We start from the raw sequence: 14725 nt of genomic DNA, 5'->3' as shown, positions 1-14725 counted from the left end.
CATACTCCTTCTACATCATAGTAAGATGACGCTTAATGTAATAATACCTACAATACATATTACTGGAAGAGAAAAGGCATTTACAACAAATCTCTCCGCCTGAAAGCGAACTGGGTCGTCCTTTCTTACTGTCACAATGAAATGGTTTGCCATAACTCGCTTATAAACTACCTTCAACCACGATTGGATAAGAAGTGAATACCCAAGTAAAAGTAAGCATTTAATCCAGACCGGTGGAATAACAAGTATAGCAGTCACCGTTACACCGGTTATTTGAAGATACTGTAAAAGATAGCCTTTGTTTCGAATAAAAACCTTTATGTATAGTTCCTGCAACGCTTTTCGACGATTGCGGATATTGTAGATACGTTTTGAATTCCTATAAAATAACGGATTTCGTTTACGTTGTTCCGGTACTTTTTCAACATATTCAGAAAAGATAAATATCATTTTCATTAATTTCAACTTTTGAATCTTATCATTTTTAACGTCCTGTAAAAAAGTAGTCTTTTTTTTCATTCTCAAACTCGAGTAAAAGAAACTAATCACAAGCTGGATTAGCCCTACAAAAATCAGCAGATACTCAAATGAATATAAAGACCATTGTATAATTGATAGCGTAAATAAACCTAGTAGTATAAATAGTAGACTCGAATATAACCATTTCTTCCACGTTGACTGAATATCATCTAAATACTGCTTGGTTATAAGGATAGCCGTCCTCAAACTACAAAGATAAAACCCTATAAGAGATATTTGTATCCAAGTTAACGAAAAGTGATTATACAGGAAGGGCAACATTATGATAAGTATACTTAAAATACCTAGTATGTATCCGTATAAATAGAAATCTCTAGTCCTCTTCTTTAGTTCAATCAATGCTTTGTTTTTTTGAATCAAAAATAATTGGTCCGCTTCTTCTAAAAATGTTCGTATATATCCCTGCCAACAAAAAAAGTAAAGTACTGATAAATAAACAGGCAAAGGAATTGCAACTACCCAGTCAGGTTGGGAAACCCACAATAAGTAATAGTTATAACCAATTATTGCAAGTGCTGGAACAAATAAATAGATAAATATCGTCCAATCAATCACACTTCGAAAAATGTTCCACTGAAATGACAGCTCTTTTCGTAGCCTTTGTAAAAAAATATTACTCCCCATTTCTCTTCTCACCTTGTAGAATCTTATAGAAACAATCAAACAATGAACCATTTGGAAGATAGGCTTTTTCTTGTATATCTGAGAGATTCCCTTCTGCTTTTAATTGTCCATTGGAAACTAATAAAAATCGGTCACAAACTTTTTCAGCAGTATCAAGGACATGGGTAGACATAAGGATTCCCGCACCTCTATTTTTCTCCACATCAACAAGTTTTAAAAAATCCTGCATCGCCATAGGGTCCAACCCAACAAACGGCTCGTCAATAATATAAATATCTGGTTTTATAAGAAAGGCCGTTATTAACATTACCTTCTGTTGCATTCCCTTTGAAAATGTACTTGGTAACTTATGAATTACGTTCTCCATATGAAAAAGTCTTACTAATTCCTCCGCACGTTTTTTAAATTGTCTATCATCTATTGACATGACACCTGCGGCTAAATCAAGATGTTCCCATAATGTTAGTTCATCATAAAAAATCGGACGTTCTGGGATGTACGCATATGTATAATCATTTACAAAATCTATTTCCCCATTACTATTTTCTAACAATCCAAGAATGCATTTTATAGTTGTGCTTTTTCCAGCACCGTTTGGCCCTATTAGACCAACAATTTCTCCACGATTTATTGAAAATGAAATATCCTCAACAACTTTGTTTCCTTCTTCATACCCTGCATTTACAATTGCTACGTTTACTAATTTACTATGCAAGAAAAATCGCCTCCACCTCCATATACGTTACAAATCACCAAAAGTTCCAATATGTAAGTTAAGAAACTGTAATAAAACTGTAAAAGACAGAATAATAGAAATACTTTATGATAATAATAGAGAAAATTGAAGGATTATGACAAATAATGTAGAAATAGTCATACTATTCAGATACAACTATATATATATAGCGAACGCACCTAAAAGGAATGAGGTGATATGAGAAATATATATAATTTGATAACTCTTGATAACACCATACTCTGGCCATGCAGTAGTAAATAACTGAGATTAAAAATGAGTATAACCTATAGGATTAAAACTGCTAACTATTATTTTTAAATATTTTTAAGAACTAAAGTAGTTAATTAGGTAAGACTGAGGCATGATTTTGATCATGTACAATTCGATAAGGAGTGGTTTTTTGAAACCTTCAACAAACCGTATGTTAACTCGTATCAAATCAGTCTACATGTTTATTAATGAAAAAGGGACTGTTACAACACAGGAGCTTGTGGATGAATTCGGAATAACATCACGTACCATTCAACGAGATTTGAATGTGTTAGCATATAATGATTTGGTTCGCAGCCCTAGTCGAGGAAAATGGACGATTACGAAGAAGAAGGTAAAAATATCATCCTAACATACAGCGTAGGGGCGTAAGAAGAAGAAGGTAGCAATCAAGACCTACTATAGAAAGTCTTTTAGCGATAATATACATAGAGAGATACGTAAAGAACAAAAGCGGCGCCTTGGATAAAGGAACATCGACTAATAGCTCCACGTCCTGTGGCAACGCCGGCACTAGCACGTCCTGTGCGTCGAAACCCTGACTTGTCCAGCTTCAGCGGCTAGAAACTCGAGAAATTTCAACTCCTCCGTCAGAGGCAAAAGACGCCTCTTTTGTCGGAGTCTCCAATTTCCTCGTTTCTGACCAAGCCGCTTCAGCATTTCAGTGAGGAGGCTCGAAAAAAAGCAAAGCTTTTTTCCTGCGAGGTTTATCCTCATCAAGCATCCCTTAGTGTTGCCGCCGCAGGAGGGGTGAAGCGACCTCGAGCTGCTTAAAAGCGGAGCTTTTGCGCAAGATACTCGAAGAAGCCTACTCAGGTAGGAAAACTGGCTAGGCGCTGGAGCTGGACTTGGATAACCCTTATTTCAAGTTATTTACATCATATAATTTTAAAATTTCCTAAACATTAGGAAAGGCTGTCGAGAAATCGACAGCCTTTTAATCATGTACTATTACCCTTTTTGAAAGTTTTTCAGTGAAAGAACTTCTTCATCTGTTAATTCCCGATATTCACCAAGTTCAAGTGTTTCATCCAAGGGAAGTGGTCCCATCTGAATTCGTTTAAGGTAAATAACTCTTTTACCAACAGCTTCAAACATTCTCTTCACTTGGTGGAATTTCCCTTCTTCTATGGTTACTTGAATCTCTGACCGTAAACCACTACCAATAATGTGTAGTTGAGCCGGCATCGTCTCATACCCATCATCCAAAGTTACACCAAGACGGAACGCAGCAACATCATCCTCATTTACCACACCATCAATAATTGCAAAGTACGTTTTTGGAACATGTTTCTTAGGTGATAGTAACTGATGGGCTAACTGTCCATCATTTGTTAGCAACAAGAGTCCTTCGGTATCTTTATCTAGACGACCTACTGGAAACGGATTAAACACTGCATCCTCCATTTCTAGTAAATCAACTACGGTATCATGTAAATGATCATCAGTAGCAGATATTACTCCCTGTGGCTTGTTAAGCATAAGATAAATATACTCCTTATATTCAACAACCTCACCGTGCACAGTAACAGTCTCTGAATCAACTTTTACATGCTTGCTTGAATCCTTTACAGTTACACCATCTATTTGTACAGCTCCGGATTTCAAAAGACTCTTAACCTCTTTACGACTTCCGAAACCTCGATTTGACAAAAGCTTGTCTATTCTCACTTTTACATTCCTCCTTCTCGCTCCGCTAATACCCAACTTTCCTATATTTAGGCGTTTTATTCATTGCACAAATGTCCAACTATCATACACTATTATCGTAATTTTAAAAGAAAAAGGAGCGATACCACATGTATTATGATTATGATTATCGTCAGCAGCAACAAGGTTTCCCTGGATTTCCTGGTGGTGGATTCCCTGGTGGCGGATTTCCTGGAGGAGGTTTCCCTGGTGGCGGAGGAAACGTAGACCGTCGCCTTGAAAGATTAGAGCGTCAAATTCAACAACTAGAACGTCAAATTAATCGTTTAGACCGCCGTGTAGAACGCATTGAGCGTCGTTTAGGTTTTGGAACTTTCCAAGGTTAAAAGATTAGAAAGCTGCTGAAAGTAAACATAACCTAAACAAGGAAAAAGGCTGTTATTCTACAGCCTTCTTCTTTTTACCTCTTGATAGAAACGAAAACCTATTTCCAAGTAGAATTTCCATAAGACGAGTACGATATGCTAAATATAAATAAACGACTGCTCCAACAATTACTCCCACAGCCAAAATAATGGTAGATTGGACCCTTCCGTCTGATTGGGTAATACCAAAGGAAAGCAACCATTGAACAATCAGAATGCTTCCAGCCATAAATGCAGCGAAGATAGCCATTAATAAAGACCTTCTTGCAAAAAATGAAAAGCGGTATTGTGCATGTCTTGCAATAATTGCAAAATTGTAGGTTATTGCCACAAAATATCCTAAAGCTGTTGCAAGGATCGAACCAATTTCCCCAAACCATGTAATGAATGGGACATTGAATATTAACTTTATTAATAATCCAAAAACTAAGCTAATTACGGCAAATCGTTGCTTATTTAATCCTTGCATGATAGCAGCCGTTATCGAGAAAAAGGAAAATAATAATGCAACAGGCGCGTACCATCTTAGTACATTCCCACCCGCTTCATTCATCCCGAAAAAGGAATTATACATTGGAAATGCTAAAACTGACATACCCACCACTGCAGGAAGTACTAAAAACACGCAAATCTGAAAGGTTTTATCTATTTGCTGACGTAGTCCATTAAAATCTCCAGATGTAAAAGAATTCGTGATGGTTGGAACAAGTGTAAGACTGAATGCTGTTGCTAGTGATACAGGAATCATTACTAGCTTTGGCACCATTGCAACCACGATACCAAACAATGGTTGGGGGGATTCTTCTCCAAAAGCCAACATTGCCTTATTAAAAGTATATTGATCAATATATTGATAAAGTGGCATCGCTAAACCAACAAATACAAACGGTCCTGCATATGAGAGTAATTCTCTATACATTTCTCTTGTCGTCATATCCGTTTGCGGTTTACTAGTCGCTAATAGTTCATCAAGATGGGGTTTCCGTTTAAACCAAACGAAAATGAGAACTGCTAGACCACCAATAGCACCAATAAGAGCTGCAAAATTTGCAAAACCAACGGCGGTTACTTGCTCACCATTTAACCCTTTAATAACAATAAAACTTGAAGCTAATAAAAAGATAACGCGAGCAATTTGCTCAATTACTTGTGAGACGGCAGTAGGTCCCATTGACTGATGCCCCTGAAAGAAACCACGTATGATGGACATTATTGGAACAACTAATAGTGCAAAACTAACCATCCGAATGACGTGAATAACGTCTTCGACCGAATTATGCTGGTCATCACCACCAAGTTGAATTGGTGCTAATACAGGCGCTAAATAGTAAAGTAAAAGAAAACTTATTAATCCAGTGATTGACATAACAAGTATTCCGGATTTTAACATCCTTCTACCTGTATAATAATCTCCTAGTGAATTATACTTTGAGACAAATTTTGATACAGCAGCAGGAATACCAATCGTTGATAACGCTAAGAAAATAGTGTATTGACCATACCCATATTGATAGAGCGCTAACCCCGTTTCACCAACTAAATACACAAACGGGAACAAATAAACCATACCTAAAACACGAGAAATGTATGTACCAAGCGTTAATATAAACGTTCCACGTAACAACTTAGATTCTGACATGTATAATCCCCAATCTATTATTCAAATACACCATGGCATCTAAAGCCAATATTTTACTCAAGTTTGAAGTCTTACTAGTATATTTTACTTAGGCTATTAAACTAAACTACAGAAAAAGTGACTGTAACTTATCTATATTAGCATATTTCAATACTACCACCCAGCAATAGTTTGTCTAACAAATGAAATAGTAGAAAGTGTCACATAAGGGGTATCCTCACTTAATTCTATAAAGGGTTGGTCAGTAATAACAATAGAAAACTCTTCTTCTGATTCTTGTTCTTTTAACAGTTTGCCAGCATGATCTTTATGAAAAATAATGGCAAATTCTTCTTTATTGTCTAATCGAAAGCAGAAAATATATGCATCAAGATTTCCATCATATAGCCACGCATAATCAAATGTATCTATCTGATAAGAGAGTACCTCAGTAAGCAATGGGATAGAAAGTAGTAAAACCGCAGTATTTCCTTCATTCGTCCATCCTGCATCCTCTGGGTAAACTCCTTGTGAAATCGAAGGTGTGTAGCTCATTGTTATTCCCCTTTCTTTTCATGTATAGTTTAGACTTGTTAAGATTGAAATTCAATTATAAAGTAAAACTTCAAGTAATAAGGGATTTTGTTCTACCCAATTAGATGAAAATGCTGTCAAACAATAATATGGTGGAATCGGGCCTACTGCAGTTGTACTTAGTAAAATATTTCTCTATTTACAAGGTATCCCGCAGCTGCCTTCGACTTCTTTTGAAGGTTATATGACCAGTTGAATCCAGGTGATTACAGTAAGGAAGTTTACACATACTTTCAATAACCATGATATGATGAAGGTATACAATACGTAGAGTTGGTGAACAAAATGAATAGTATAGTTCTTTTTGATGGGATATGTAACTTTTGTAATTCGAGTGTACAATTTATTATTAAAAGAGATTCAAAAGGACATTATCAGTTTACATCCCTTCAGAGTAAGACAGGGGTATCTCTACTTGAAAAGTACGGGATCACTAAAAATATTGAAAGTATTGTATTAATTGAAGGGGATCAGTTTTACACTCGTTCAACTGCTGCACTTCGGATTTGCAGGAACTTAGAAGGTCCTTATCGTCTACTTGCAGTATTATTAGTTGTGCCCGCCCCTATTCGAGATGTATTTTATAATTTCATTGCGAAAAATAGATATAGATGGTTTGGTAAACAAGAAAGTTGTACAATTCCTTCTCCAGAAGTAAGGAGCCGGTTTTTAGATTGAAATAGGGAGTGACATTTTTGAAGTATGATGTTGTTGTTATAGGTGGAGGACCTTCTGGACTAATGGCCGCTATTGCCGCGGGTGAACAAGGTGCGAAGGTACTTCTACTTGATAAAGGAGAAAAGTTAGGCCGAAAGCTTGCGATTTCAGGAGGAGGGCGTTGTAACGTAACAAATCGTCTCCCAATAGATGAAATTATTAAACATATCCCTGGAAATGGGAGGTTTTTATACAGCGCTTTTTCGGTTTTTAGTAATGAAGACATAATTAAGTTCTTTGAAAACTTAGGAATACAATTAAAAGAAGAAGACCATGGTCGGATGTTCCCTACTACTGACAAAGCTCAATCAGTTGTAGATGCGCTTATTAATCGCTTAAAAGAACTAAAAGTACATATTCAAACAAATACACCTGTTTCTATGGTTGAGTATAAGGAAGGTCGAGTAAAAGGACTCTTGCTGAAAAACGGGGAATACATTGAAACTACTTGTGTCGTCATCGCTGTAGGCGGTAAGTCAGTTCCACAAACAGGATCAACCGGTGATGGATATGCGTGGGCAAAAGCTGCCGGACATACAATAACTGACCTTTTTCCCACGGAAGTACCTGTAACATCTGATGAAGAGTTCATTAAACAAAAGTCACTTCAAGGATTAGCACTTCGAGATATTTCACTAAGTGTATTAAATCCAAAAGGAAAATTAGTCATTACTCACACGATGGATATGCTATTCACACACTTTGGAATTTCTGGTCCTGCTGTTTTACGCTGCAGTCAGTTTGTTGTAAAAACGATGAAAAAGTTCAATGTAGACCGGGTAACAGTTAGTATTGATGCTCTACCTCAGATGAATCTCGAGGAAATATTCCAGCATATATTGAAAGTGACGAAAGAAGAACCTAAGAAGGCCATTAAAAATATACTTAAAGGCTTCTTACCTGAACGGTATTTACTATTCCTATTAGAAAAAAATAATATTGACCCTCAAGTAACTTCTGCCAATCTTTCTCATGAAAATATCCGTTCCTTTGCAAAAGATTGTAAACAATTTCAATTCCAGGTAAATGGAACATTACCAATTGAGAAGGCATTTGTAACTGGTGGTGGTGTCTCAGTCAAAGAAATACATCCAAAAGAGATGGAATCAAAGCTAATGCAAGGACTATTTTTCTGTGGAGAAATATTAGATATTCATGGCTATACAGGTGGCTATAATATTACATCTGCACTGGTCACAGGAAGATTAGCTGGTGAAAATGCAGGGAAACAAGCAATAAAGAAATAGTAAAAAATAGAACCTAACCTGTCAGTTATCAACTCTAGGTTAGGTTCTATAAATAATCATTGCTGAAAAACAAAAGATTTGGTCATCATCTTGATTACACGACACGCCAACTTGATACTTAATTTCTATTAAATCAGTTTCATCTATTTTATCTAAAAAACGATTTATCTCGTGCTCTAAATCCTCTTCATGTTCTTCATCAAATACTTTAACCTTTAAAGACAATCTCTCCACCTCCGTATAATACTAGTATTACCAGAGTTGAAGAATTATAAGCTAGTATTCTATTTTCTTAAAAATCTTTTTCGTACAATAAAGACTCCACTAAGTATTAGCAGACAAATTGCCGCAATAGAGAGGTACATATTGAAGGCTGAACGCTCTTGTAAATCTACCGATTCTGTAGGTGTATTGCCACTCCCTAGAATTTCTTTATCCTCACTTGCCTCAGACAGTAATTTCGTACGTTCACATATACCTGTCCCTAAATCTCCATTTTCACCATATGCATAAACGATATATTCTTTTTTAGATTTAAACTCAAATCCACAGCTCGCACTATCTAAACCCGTATGAACGATTACTTGAGATTTATTGGATCCCTTCCAAACTTCATTCACTTCAAACAATACCTCTACTGGTTCGGAAGAAGATTGTAACAACACATTACTTGATCGATTGATGTCAATTACCTTACCTGAAAAAACGGCTGTCTTCTGTTTTAATTCCTCTTCTACTGAACCAGGCATTGCACACGAGCAGGCAGATGCTGGCTGCGGGAAAAAACTAAGCAGCACAGGTACTAACAAAAGTAAAAGGAGTATCCCCTTTATAAATCGCATCACTTCTCCCCCTTTTTTGAAATAGACGTAAATAAGGATGGAAAGTTGCACTAACTAATGTGAGCATTTTGTACAGTCAGTAAAATGTTGTCACATCCATTACAAATAAGAATTTGATAGAATTTTTAAAAATGGATGGGTACGATTACAACAAATTGTTGGAGTAATTTTTACAGTGCTCTTTTTCTCATAAAACCCGTTATGTAAAGACAAGTTATAAATGCAACAGTCGTAACAAAGATACCCATGACTAATCCTATAAATGCCATAAAAGTGTCATCGCCTGGGAATTGTGGCTCAAGTGTAACAATCCAGTATAGAAATACAATGGTTAAAATAAGGTAAAAGCTACTACCGAGAAAACTACTTATTAGTCGCTTCTTTTTACTACCATTCCATGCATTATGTATAATCAACCAAGCGTAAATACTCACTATTACCGCTCCAGCCATGATAATTAAATGTACGAATGGTATCGTCAACATACTAATACCGTAAAGTATGACTAGCGTTAACCCAAAGAAGATCGCATTAACTAAAAACAAAAACATTCCACTGAGCCATGGATTTTGAAACCATGTTAAAGTTGATAATCTAACTACTAACGAGTTATTACTACCTATTAGATGTTTGTATTTATTTCTACTTAGAAATAAGAGAACGATAAAAATAAAACCTATCAGCAATACTAAAGTCATATGCTCCTCCCTTTCATTCTATATTTATTTAATTATATACTTAGAAAATCTATATAGAGAAGATACAAAAAAATAAAAACCCCTATTTAGGAGTTCTTACATTTCATACAAATTATTTCTTTTCACCGGTCCACTCAAGCATTCCACCAACCATATTTCGAACCTGATAACCTTGATCTTCTAAATAAGCACATACATTTTCACTTCTTCTACCTGAACGACAGATGAAAATGTATTCCTTATCTTTATCAAAATAATCCAGGTTAACTGGAATTTCTCCCATTTTAATATGCTTCGCTCCTGGAATCATACCTGTAGCAACCTCTTCATCTTCACGTACATCCACTAACTCAAGATTTTCCCCGTTTTCAAGCTTTTGCTTTAATTCCTCAGTCGTAATTTCATTTATCATAATAATTCCCCGCTTTCCTTTTCATAGGACTATTATAGCAGAGGTTTTTCTTAGAAAACATTGCGATGCTCATTCTTTTAAAGTAAACGGCCATAAGCGGTACTTCTCTATAGCTAACACTATTTAACCCAATACTCTTTGCAATAATCACTTCGTTCCAGAAAGCGAAACTCAATTAATTCTCTTCTCACTGTTGCGTAATCAATATAAATCTTTTTTAAAATTTCATTTACCTCTTTTTCTGTATACGTAACATTGCGTATGAAAAATTGAGCGGTTATATACTCTAGCAATATTGCAATTCGTTTTGCCTTACTCGGAAATTGCCTTATAGTCTTTTGATCCCCGAAGTAAGTAGAAATAATTTTTTGTTTTTCAATTGATTCTACCCCATCTAATAAATATTTCACAACAATTATCCCCCCTTTAATTAAACACTTATCTAATTAGATGATATTCTAATTTAAATCATAAGTCAAACAGTTATTATAGAAATTTCCTGTCCAAGAGAGTATGATGGTACTAGTTAGAACGAAAGGGGTTTTACTAATGACATATCCTAATACCGAAGAAACCATTAATCTTATAAAGGATTTGGTTTCGATTCCAAGTCCATCTGGAAATACGAATGAAGTAATTACGTTTGTGGAAAAGCTTTTAGCGGAAACTGGAGTACATACATATCGAAATCGAAAAGGTGGTCTAATCGCTACAATTCCAGGGAAGGATCAACAAAAGCACCGTATGTTAACGGCTCATGTTGATACATTAGGTGCTATTGTAAAAGAAATCAAAGCAAGTGGACGTTTAAAGCTAGACCTAATTGGCGGTTTCAAATATAACTCCATTGAAGGAGAGTACTGTCAAATCGAAACTTCTTCAGGAAAAATGTATACAGGCACCATTTTAATGCACCAACAATCAGTTCATGTATATAAGGATGCTGGTAAGGCCGAACGAAATCAGGATAATATGGAAGTTCGTATTGATGAGAAGGTAAAAACTGCAGAGGAAGTACGTGCATTAGGAATCGAAGTTGGTGATTTTGTATCATTTGCCCCTAGAGTTGAAATTACACCTAACGGCTATATTAAATCACGTCATCTAGATGACAAAGCTAGCGTAGGCATACTACTCCAATTAATTAAACAGGTACAAGAAGAAAAAATTGAACTCCCTTATACAACGCATTTTCTCATTTCAAATAATGAGGAAATTGGATATGGCGGGAACTCTAATATTACACCTGAAACCGTTGAATACCTTGCAGTAGATATGGGGGCCATGGGAGACGGACAATCCACAGACGAATACACAGTATCAATTTGTGTGAAAGATGCAAGTGGACCTTACCATTATGCATTCCGTAAAAAATTAGTAGCACTAGCCGAAAAATATGGTATCGGCTATAAGCTTGATATTTATCCATATTACGGCTCAGATGCATCTGCTGCCATTCGTTCTGGACATGATATTATCCATGGACTGATTGGACCGGGAATCGACTCTTCACATGCATTTGAAAGAACTCACACAGATTCCATTGAAAACACTACTAAGTTAATTTATCATTATTTACTATCTGAAATGGTTGAGTAAATGGATAAAGCCCCAAGTTGCTTGGGGTTTTTTGATTCATTTGATATTTTTCTTTTAGGTATTGACTTTTTAAGGTGCAATAAGGGATTTACGATTTTTAATTTGGATTTATGGTTTTTATTTTGGATTTACGATTTTTAATTTAAACTTATGGTTTTTAATTTGAATTTATGGTTTATACGAAAAATTTACGGTTATTAGCTATAACTGCTTGAACAAAATCAAAGCCCCTCACACAATATGGATGAGGGGCCAAGACATTAATTAGCGACTATATTTACTAGCTTACCTGGTACTGCGATTACCTTACGAACGGTTTTTCCTTCGATTTGTTCCTTAATTGGTTCTGCACCCATTGCAATTTCTTCCAAGGTTTCTTTTGTTGCATCAGCTGGAACGTGAAGCTTTGCTTTTACTTTTCCATTTACTTGGATTACAATTTCCACTTCATCTTCCACTAACTTTGCCTCATCAAATGCCGGCCAAGCTTCGTATGAAATTGATTCTGTATTTCCTAGTTTTTGCCATAACTCTTCAGAAAGATGTGGTGCAACCGGAGATAGTAATTTTACAAAGCCTTCTAAAAATTGCTTAGGAAGCTCAGGTGCCTTATAAGCTTCATTAATAAACACCATTAATTGTGAGATAGCTGTGTTAAAACGTAATCCTTCATAATCCTCAGTTACTTTTTTCACTGTTTGATGGTAAACACGTTCAAGCGTATTACCTTCAGCACTCACTGTAATTTTTGTATTTAAGCTTCCATTGTCTTCAATAAACAAACGCCAAATTCTGTCTAAGAAGCGACGAGATCCATCTAAGCCATTAGTTGACCAAGCAATCGATGCGTCTAGAGGTCCCATGAACATTTCGTATAAACGTAAAGTATCTGCACCATGAGATCCGATAATTTCATCAGGATTTACAACATTCCCCTTAGATTTACTCATCTTCTCATTGTTTTCTCCAAGAATCATCCCTTGGTTGAAAAGCTTTTGGAATGGTTCTTTTGTTGTAACGACACCAACATCGTACAATACTTTATGCCAGAAACGAGCATATAGTAAATGAAGAACCGCATGCTCAGCTCCACCAATATAAATATCAACTGGTAACCATTCTTTTAATTTTTCAGGATCCGCTAACGCTTTGTCATTATGTGGATCAATATAGCGTAAATAGTACCAACAGCTACCTGCCCATTGTGGCATTGTATTCGTTTCACGACGGCCTTTTTTACCTGTTTTCTCGTCAACAATGTTAACCCAATCAGCAATATTCGCTAATGGAGATTCACCTGTACCTGAAGGCTTAATTTCCTTTGTTTTAGGTAACATTAATGGTAATTCTTCCTCTGGAACAGTTGTCATTGTTCCATCTTCCCAATGAATTACCGGTATCGGTTCACCCCAATAACGCTGACGGCTAAACAACCAATCACGTAGCTTATAGGTAATTTCCTTTTTACCAATTTTGTGTTCTTCTAACCAAGCTATCATTTTGCTGATTGCTTCTTCTTTACTTAGACCATTTAAGAAATCAGAATTTACATGCTCACCATCACCAGTGTACGCTTCTCTCGTAACATCTCCACCAGCAACAACTTCTTTAATCGGCAAACCAAATTTTTGAGCAAATTCATGATCGCGCTCATCATGTGCTGGAACCGCCATAATAGCACCTGTTCCATAGCTCATTAATACATAATCAGCAATCCAGATAGGCATTTTTTCTTGATTCACAGGGTTGATTGCATACGCACCTGTGAATACACCTGTTTTGTCCTTAGCTAAATCTGTACGCTCCAAGTCACTCTTACTCTTAATTTTATTGATATAAGCCTCAACAGCTTCTTTTTGATCTGCAGTTGTAATTTTATCAACGAATGGATGCTCTGGAGCTAAAACTGCATAGGTTGCACCAAATAATGTATCAGGTCTAGTTGTGAAGACAGTAAACGTCTCATCATGCCCATCAATTCCAAATGTCACATGTGCACCCTCTGAACGGCCAATCCAGTTACGTTGCATTTCTTTTAAACTCTCTGGCCAATCTAACTCTTCTAGGTCCTCTAATAAGCGTTCTGCATAAGCAGTAATTTTTAATACCCACTGTCTCATCGGACGTCTTTCAACAGGGTGGCCGCCACGCTCACTTTTTCCATCAATTACTTCTTCATTCGCTAAAACTGTTCCTAAAGCTGGACACCAGTTTACAGCTACTTCATCAACATAAGCTAAGCCCTTTTCAAAAAGCTTTGTAAAAATCCATTGAGTCCATTTATAGTAATGTGGATCTGTTGTATTAATTTCACGATCCCAATCATATGAAAAACCTAGTTCTTTAATTTGACGACGGAATGTATTGATATTCTTCTCAGTAAATTCAGCCGGGTCATTTCCTGTATCTAAAGCATACTGCTCAGCCGGTAGACCGAATGCATCCCATCCCATTGGATGAAGTACATTATACCCTTGCATACGCTTCATTCTTGCAAGAATATCTGTAGCAGTGTAACCTTCAGGATGACCTACGTGCAGGCCTGCACCAGAAGGATAAGGAAACATGTCTAATGCGTAAAACTTACGCTTCCCTTTATCTTCAGTTGTTTTAAAAGTCTTATTCTGTTCCCAATAGTGCTGCCATTTTTTCTCGATTTGCTGGTGGTTGAAACTCATTAGACTTCCTCCTTATTTAATTTGCTCATACGATTTTATTTTAAGGATATCAAGTATGAACACTATTTATAA

16 protein-coding genes are annotated in these 14725 nt (G+C 36.2%); 5 read left to right on the top strand and 11 right to left on the bottom strand.

Translation table 11 applies throughout. The features are described 5' to 3' along the window. Positions 1–15 precede the first annotated feature (15 nt). Positions 16–1164 carry an ABC transporter permease gene (locus AB3M96_RS17445; RefSeq protein ID WP_412968909.1) on the bottom strand — a complete coding sequence of 383 codons (1149 nt, stop codon included), beginning with the start codon at positions 1162–1164 and terminating at the stop codon, positions 16–18. Then, positions 1154–1879 carry an ABC transporter ATP-binding protein gene (locus AB3M96_RS17440; RefSeq protein ID WP_412968908.1) on the bottom strand — a complete coding sequence of 242 codons (726 nt, stop codon included), beginning with the start codon at positions 1877–1879 and terminating at the stop codon, positions 1154–1156. Before AB3M96_RS17440 ends, AB3M96_RS17445 begins: the two co-directional genes overlap by 11 nt. 424 nt (positions 1880–2303) lie before the next feature. Between AB3M96_RS17440 and AB3M96_RS17435 the strand changes: the two genes are divergently transcribed. Continuing rightward, positions 2304–2525, top strand: coding sequence for a DeoR family transcriptional regulator (locus AB3M96_RS17435; RefSeq protein WP_240254714.1), 222 nt, complete (start codon positions 2304–2306; stop codon positions 2523–2525). A 599-nt stretch (positions 2526–3124) separates the two neighbouring features. On the opposite strand, the gene AB3M96_RS17430 is transcribed toward AB3M96_RS17435, so the two are convergent. Next, positions 3125–3844 carry a pseudouridine synthase gene (locus AB3M96_RS17430; protein ID WP_412968907.1) on the bottom strand — a complete coding sequence of 240 codons (720 nt, stop codon included), beginning with the start codon at positions 3842–3844 and terminating at the stop codon, positions 3125–3127. A 128-nt stretch (positions 3845–3972) separates the two neighbouring features. Between AB3M96_RS17430 and AB3M96_RS17425 the strand changes: the two genes are divergently transcribed. Continuing rightward, positions 3973–4209 (top strand): hypothetical protein, encoded by a 237-nt coding sequence (locus AB3M96_RS17425; RefSeq protein WP_412968906.1) that lies wholly within the window; start codon positions 3973–3975, stop codon positions 4207–4209. A gap of 52 nt (positions 4210–4261) precedes the next feature. On the opposite strand, the gene AB3M96_RS17420 is transcribed toward AB3M96_RS17425, so the two are convergent. Then, positions 4262–5887 carry a putative polysaccharide biosynthesis protein gene (locus AB3M96_RS17420; protein ID WP_412968905.1) on the bottom strand — a complete coding sequence of 542 codons (1626 nt, stop codon included), beginning with the start codon at positions 5885–5887 and terminating at the stop codon, positions 4262–4264. Positions 5888–6040: 153 nt separating this feature from the next. Continuing rightward, the gene (locus AB3M96_RS17415) at positions 6041–6421 is read right to left on the bottom strand and encodes a hypothetical protein (RefSeq protein ID WP_412968904.1); all 381 of its coding nucleotides are present in this window, start codon (positions 6419–6421) and stop codon (positions 6041–6043) included. A gap of 324 nt (positions 6422–6745) precedes the next feature. Here AB3M96_RS17415 and AB3M96_RS17410 point away from each other — a divergent pair, with 324 nt between their 5' ends. Both AB3M96_RS17410 and AB3M96_RS17405 read left to right on the top strand, forming a co-directional pair. Next, complete coding sequence (locus tag AB3M96_RS17410; protein ID WP_412968903.1) at positions 6746–7138, top strand: thiol-disulfide oxidoreductase DCC family protein; 393 nt, start codon at positions 6746–6748, stop codon at positions 7136–7138. 17 nt (positions 7139–7155) lie between these two features. Next, positions 7156–8424 (top strand): BaiN/RdsA family NAD(P)/FAD-dependent oxidoreductase, encoded by a 1269-nt coding sequence (locus tag AB3M96_RS17405; protein WP_412968902.1) that lies wholly within the window; start codon positions 7156–7158, stop codon positions 8422–8424. Between the two features lie 39 nt (positions 8425–8463). Here the strand turns inward: AB3M96_RS17405 and AB3M96_RS17400 are convergent, their stop codons facing one another. From AB3M96_RS17400 to AB3M96_RS17380, 5 genes are all read right to left on the bottom strand, one after another. Beyond that, positions 8464–8649: a sporulation protein Cse60 gene (locus AB3M96_RS17400; protein WP_412968901.1), complete on the bottom strand. Its 186-nt coding sequence runs from the start codon at positions 8647–8649 to the stop codon at positions 8464–8466. A gap of 59 nt (positions 8650–8708) precedes the next feature. Then, entirely contained in the window at positions 8709–9266 is a 558-nt protein-coding gene (locus AB3M96_RS17395) for a hypothetical protein (protein WP_412968900.1), read from the bottom strand. A 170-nt stretch (positions 9267–9436) separates the two neighbouring features. Continuing rightward, positions 9437–9964, bottom strand: a complete 528-nt coding sequence (locus AB3M96_RS17390; RefSeq protein ID WP_412968899.1) for a hypothetical protein — start codon at positions 9962–9964, stop codon at positions 9437–9439. 112 nt (positions 9965–10076) lie between these two features. After that, the gene (locus tag AB3M96_RS17385; protein WP_412968898.1) at positions 10077–10376 is read right to left on the bottom strand and encodes a rhodanese-like domain-containing protein; all 300 of its coding nucleotides are present in this window, start codon (positions 10374–10376) and stop codon (positions 10077–10079) included. Between the two features lie 119 nt (positions 10377–10495). Further along, a complete protein-coding gene (locus AB3M96_RS17380; protein WP_412968897.1) occupies positions 10496–10786 on the bottom strand; it encodes a DUF2087 domain-containing protein in 291 nt (96 codons plus the stop codon). Positions 10787–10925: 139 nt separating this feature from the next. Here AB3M96_RS17380 and AB3M96_RS17375 point away from each other — a divergent pair, with 139 nt between their 5' ends. Beyond that, complete coding sequence (locus tag AB3M96_RS17375) at positions 10926–11975, top strand: M42 family metallopeptidase (RefSeq protein WP_412968896.1); 1050 nt, start codon at positions 10926–10928, stop codon at positions 11973–11975. Between the two features lie 260 nt (positions 11976–12235). On the opposite strand, the gene leuS is transcribed toward AB3M96_RS17375, so the two are convergent. Further along, complete coding sequence (gene leuS / locus AB3M96_RS17370) at positions 12236–14653, bottom strand: leucine--tRNA ligase (RefSeq protein ID WP_412968895.1); 2418 nt, start codon at positions 14651–14653, stop codon at positions 12236–12238. Positions 14654–14725: the final 72 nt, after the last annotated feature.

Origin of the sequence: Ferdinandcohnia jepli (genome assembly GCF_047246645.1) — a bacterium.
Classification (GTDB): Bacteria; Bacillota; Bacilli; order Bacillales; family Bacillaceae_L; genus Ferdinandcohnia.
This window is presented reverse-complemented; position numbering and strand designations above follow the sequence as displayed.

What these genes read in the sequence shown, in the direction of transcription:
- AB3M96_RS17445 (WP_412968909.1), bottom strand. Translation starts at nt 1,164, where the DNA reads ATGGGGAGTAATATTTTTTTACAAAGGCTACGAAAAGAGCTGTCATTT.
- AB3M96_RS17425 (WP_412968906.1), top strand. Translation starts at nt 3,973, where the DNA reads ATGTATTATGATTATGATTATCGTCAGCAGCAACAAGGTTTCCCTGGA.
- AB3M96_RS17420 (WP_412968905.1), bottom strand. Translation starts at nt 5,887, where the DNA reads ATGTCAGAATCTAAGTTGTTACGTGGAACGTTTATATTAACGCTTGGT.
- AB3M96_RS17415 (WP_412968904.1), bottom strand. Translation starts at nt 6,421, where the DNA reads ATGAGCTACACACCTTCGATTTCACAAGGAGTTTACCCAGAGGATGCA.
- AB3M96_RS17410 (WP_412968903.1), top strand. Translation starts at nt 6,746, where the DNA reads ATGAATAGTATAGTTCTTTTTGATGGGATATGTAACTTTTGTAATTCG.
- AB3M96_RS17395 (WP_412968900.1), bottom strand. Translation starts at nt 9,266, where the DNA reads ATGCGATTTATAAAGGGGATACTCCTTTTACTTTTGTTAGTACCTGTG.
- AB3M96_RS17390 (WP_412968899.1), bottom strand. Translation starts at nt 9,964, where the DNA reads ATGACTTTAGTATTGCTGATAGGTTTTATTTTTATCGTTCTCTTATTT.
- AB3M96_RS17385 (WP_412968898.1), bottom strand. Translation starts at nt 10,376, where the DNA reads ATGATAAATGAAATTACGACTGAGGAATTAAAGCAAAAGCTTGAAAAC.
- AB3M96_RS17375 (WP_412968896.1), top strand. Translation starts at nt 10,926, where the DNA reads ATGACATATCCTAATACCGAAGAAACCATTAATCTTATAAAGGATTTG.
- leuS (WP_412968895.1), bottom strand. Translation starts at nt 14,653, where the DNA reads ATGAGTTTCAACCACCAGCAAATCGAGAAAAAATGGCAGCACTATTGG.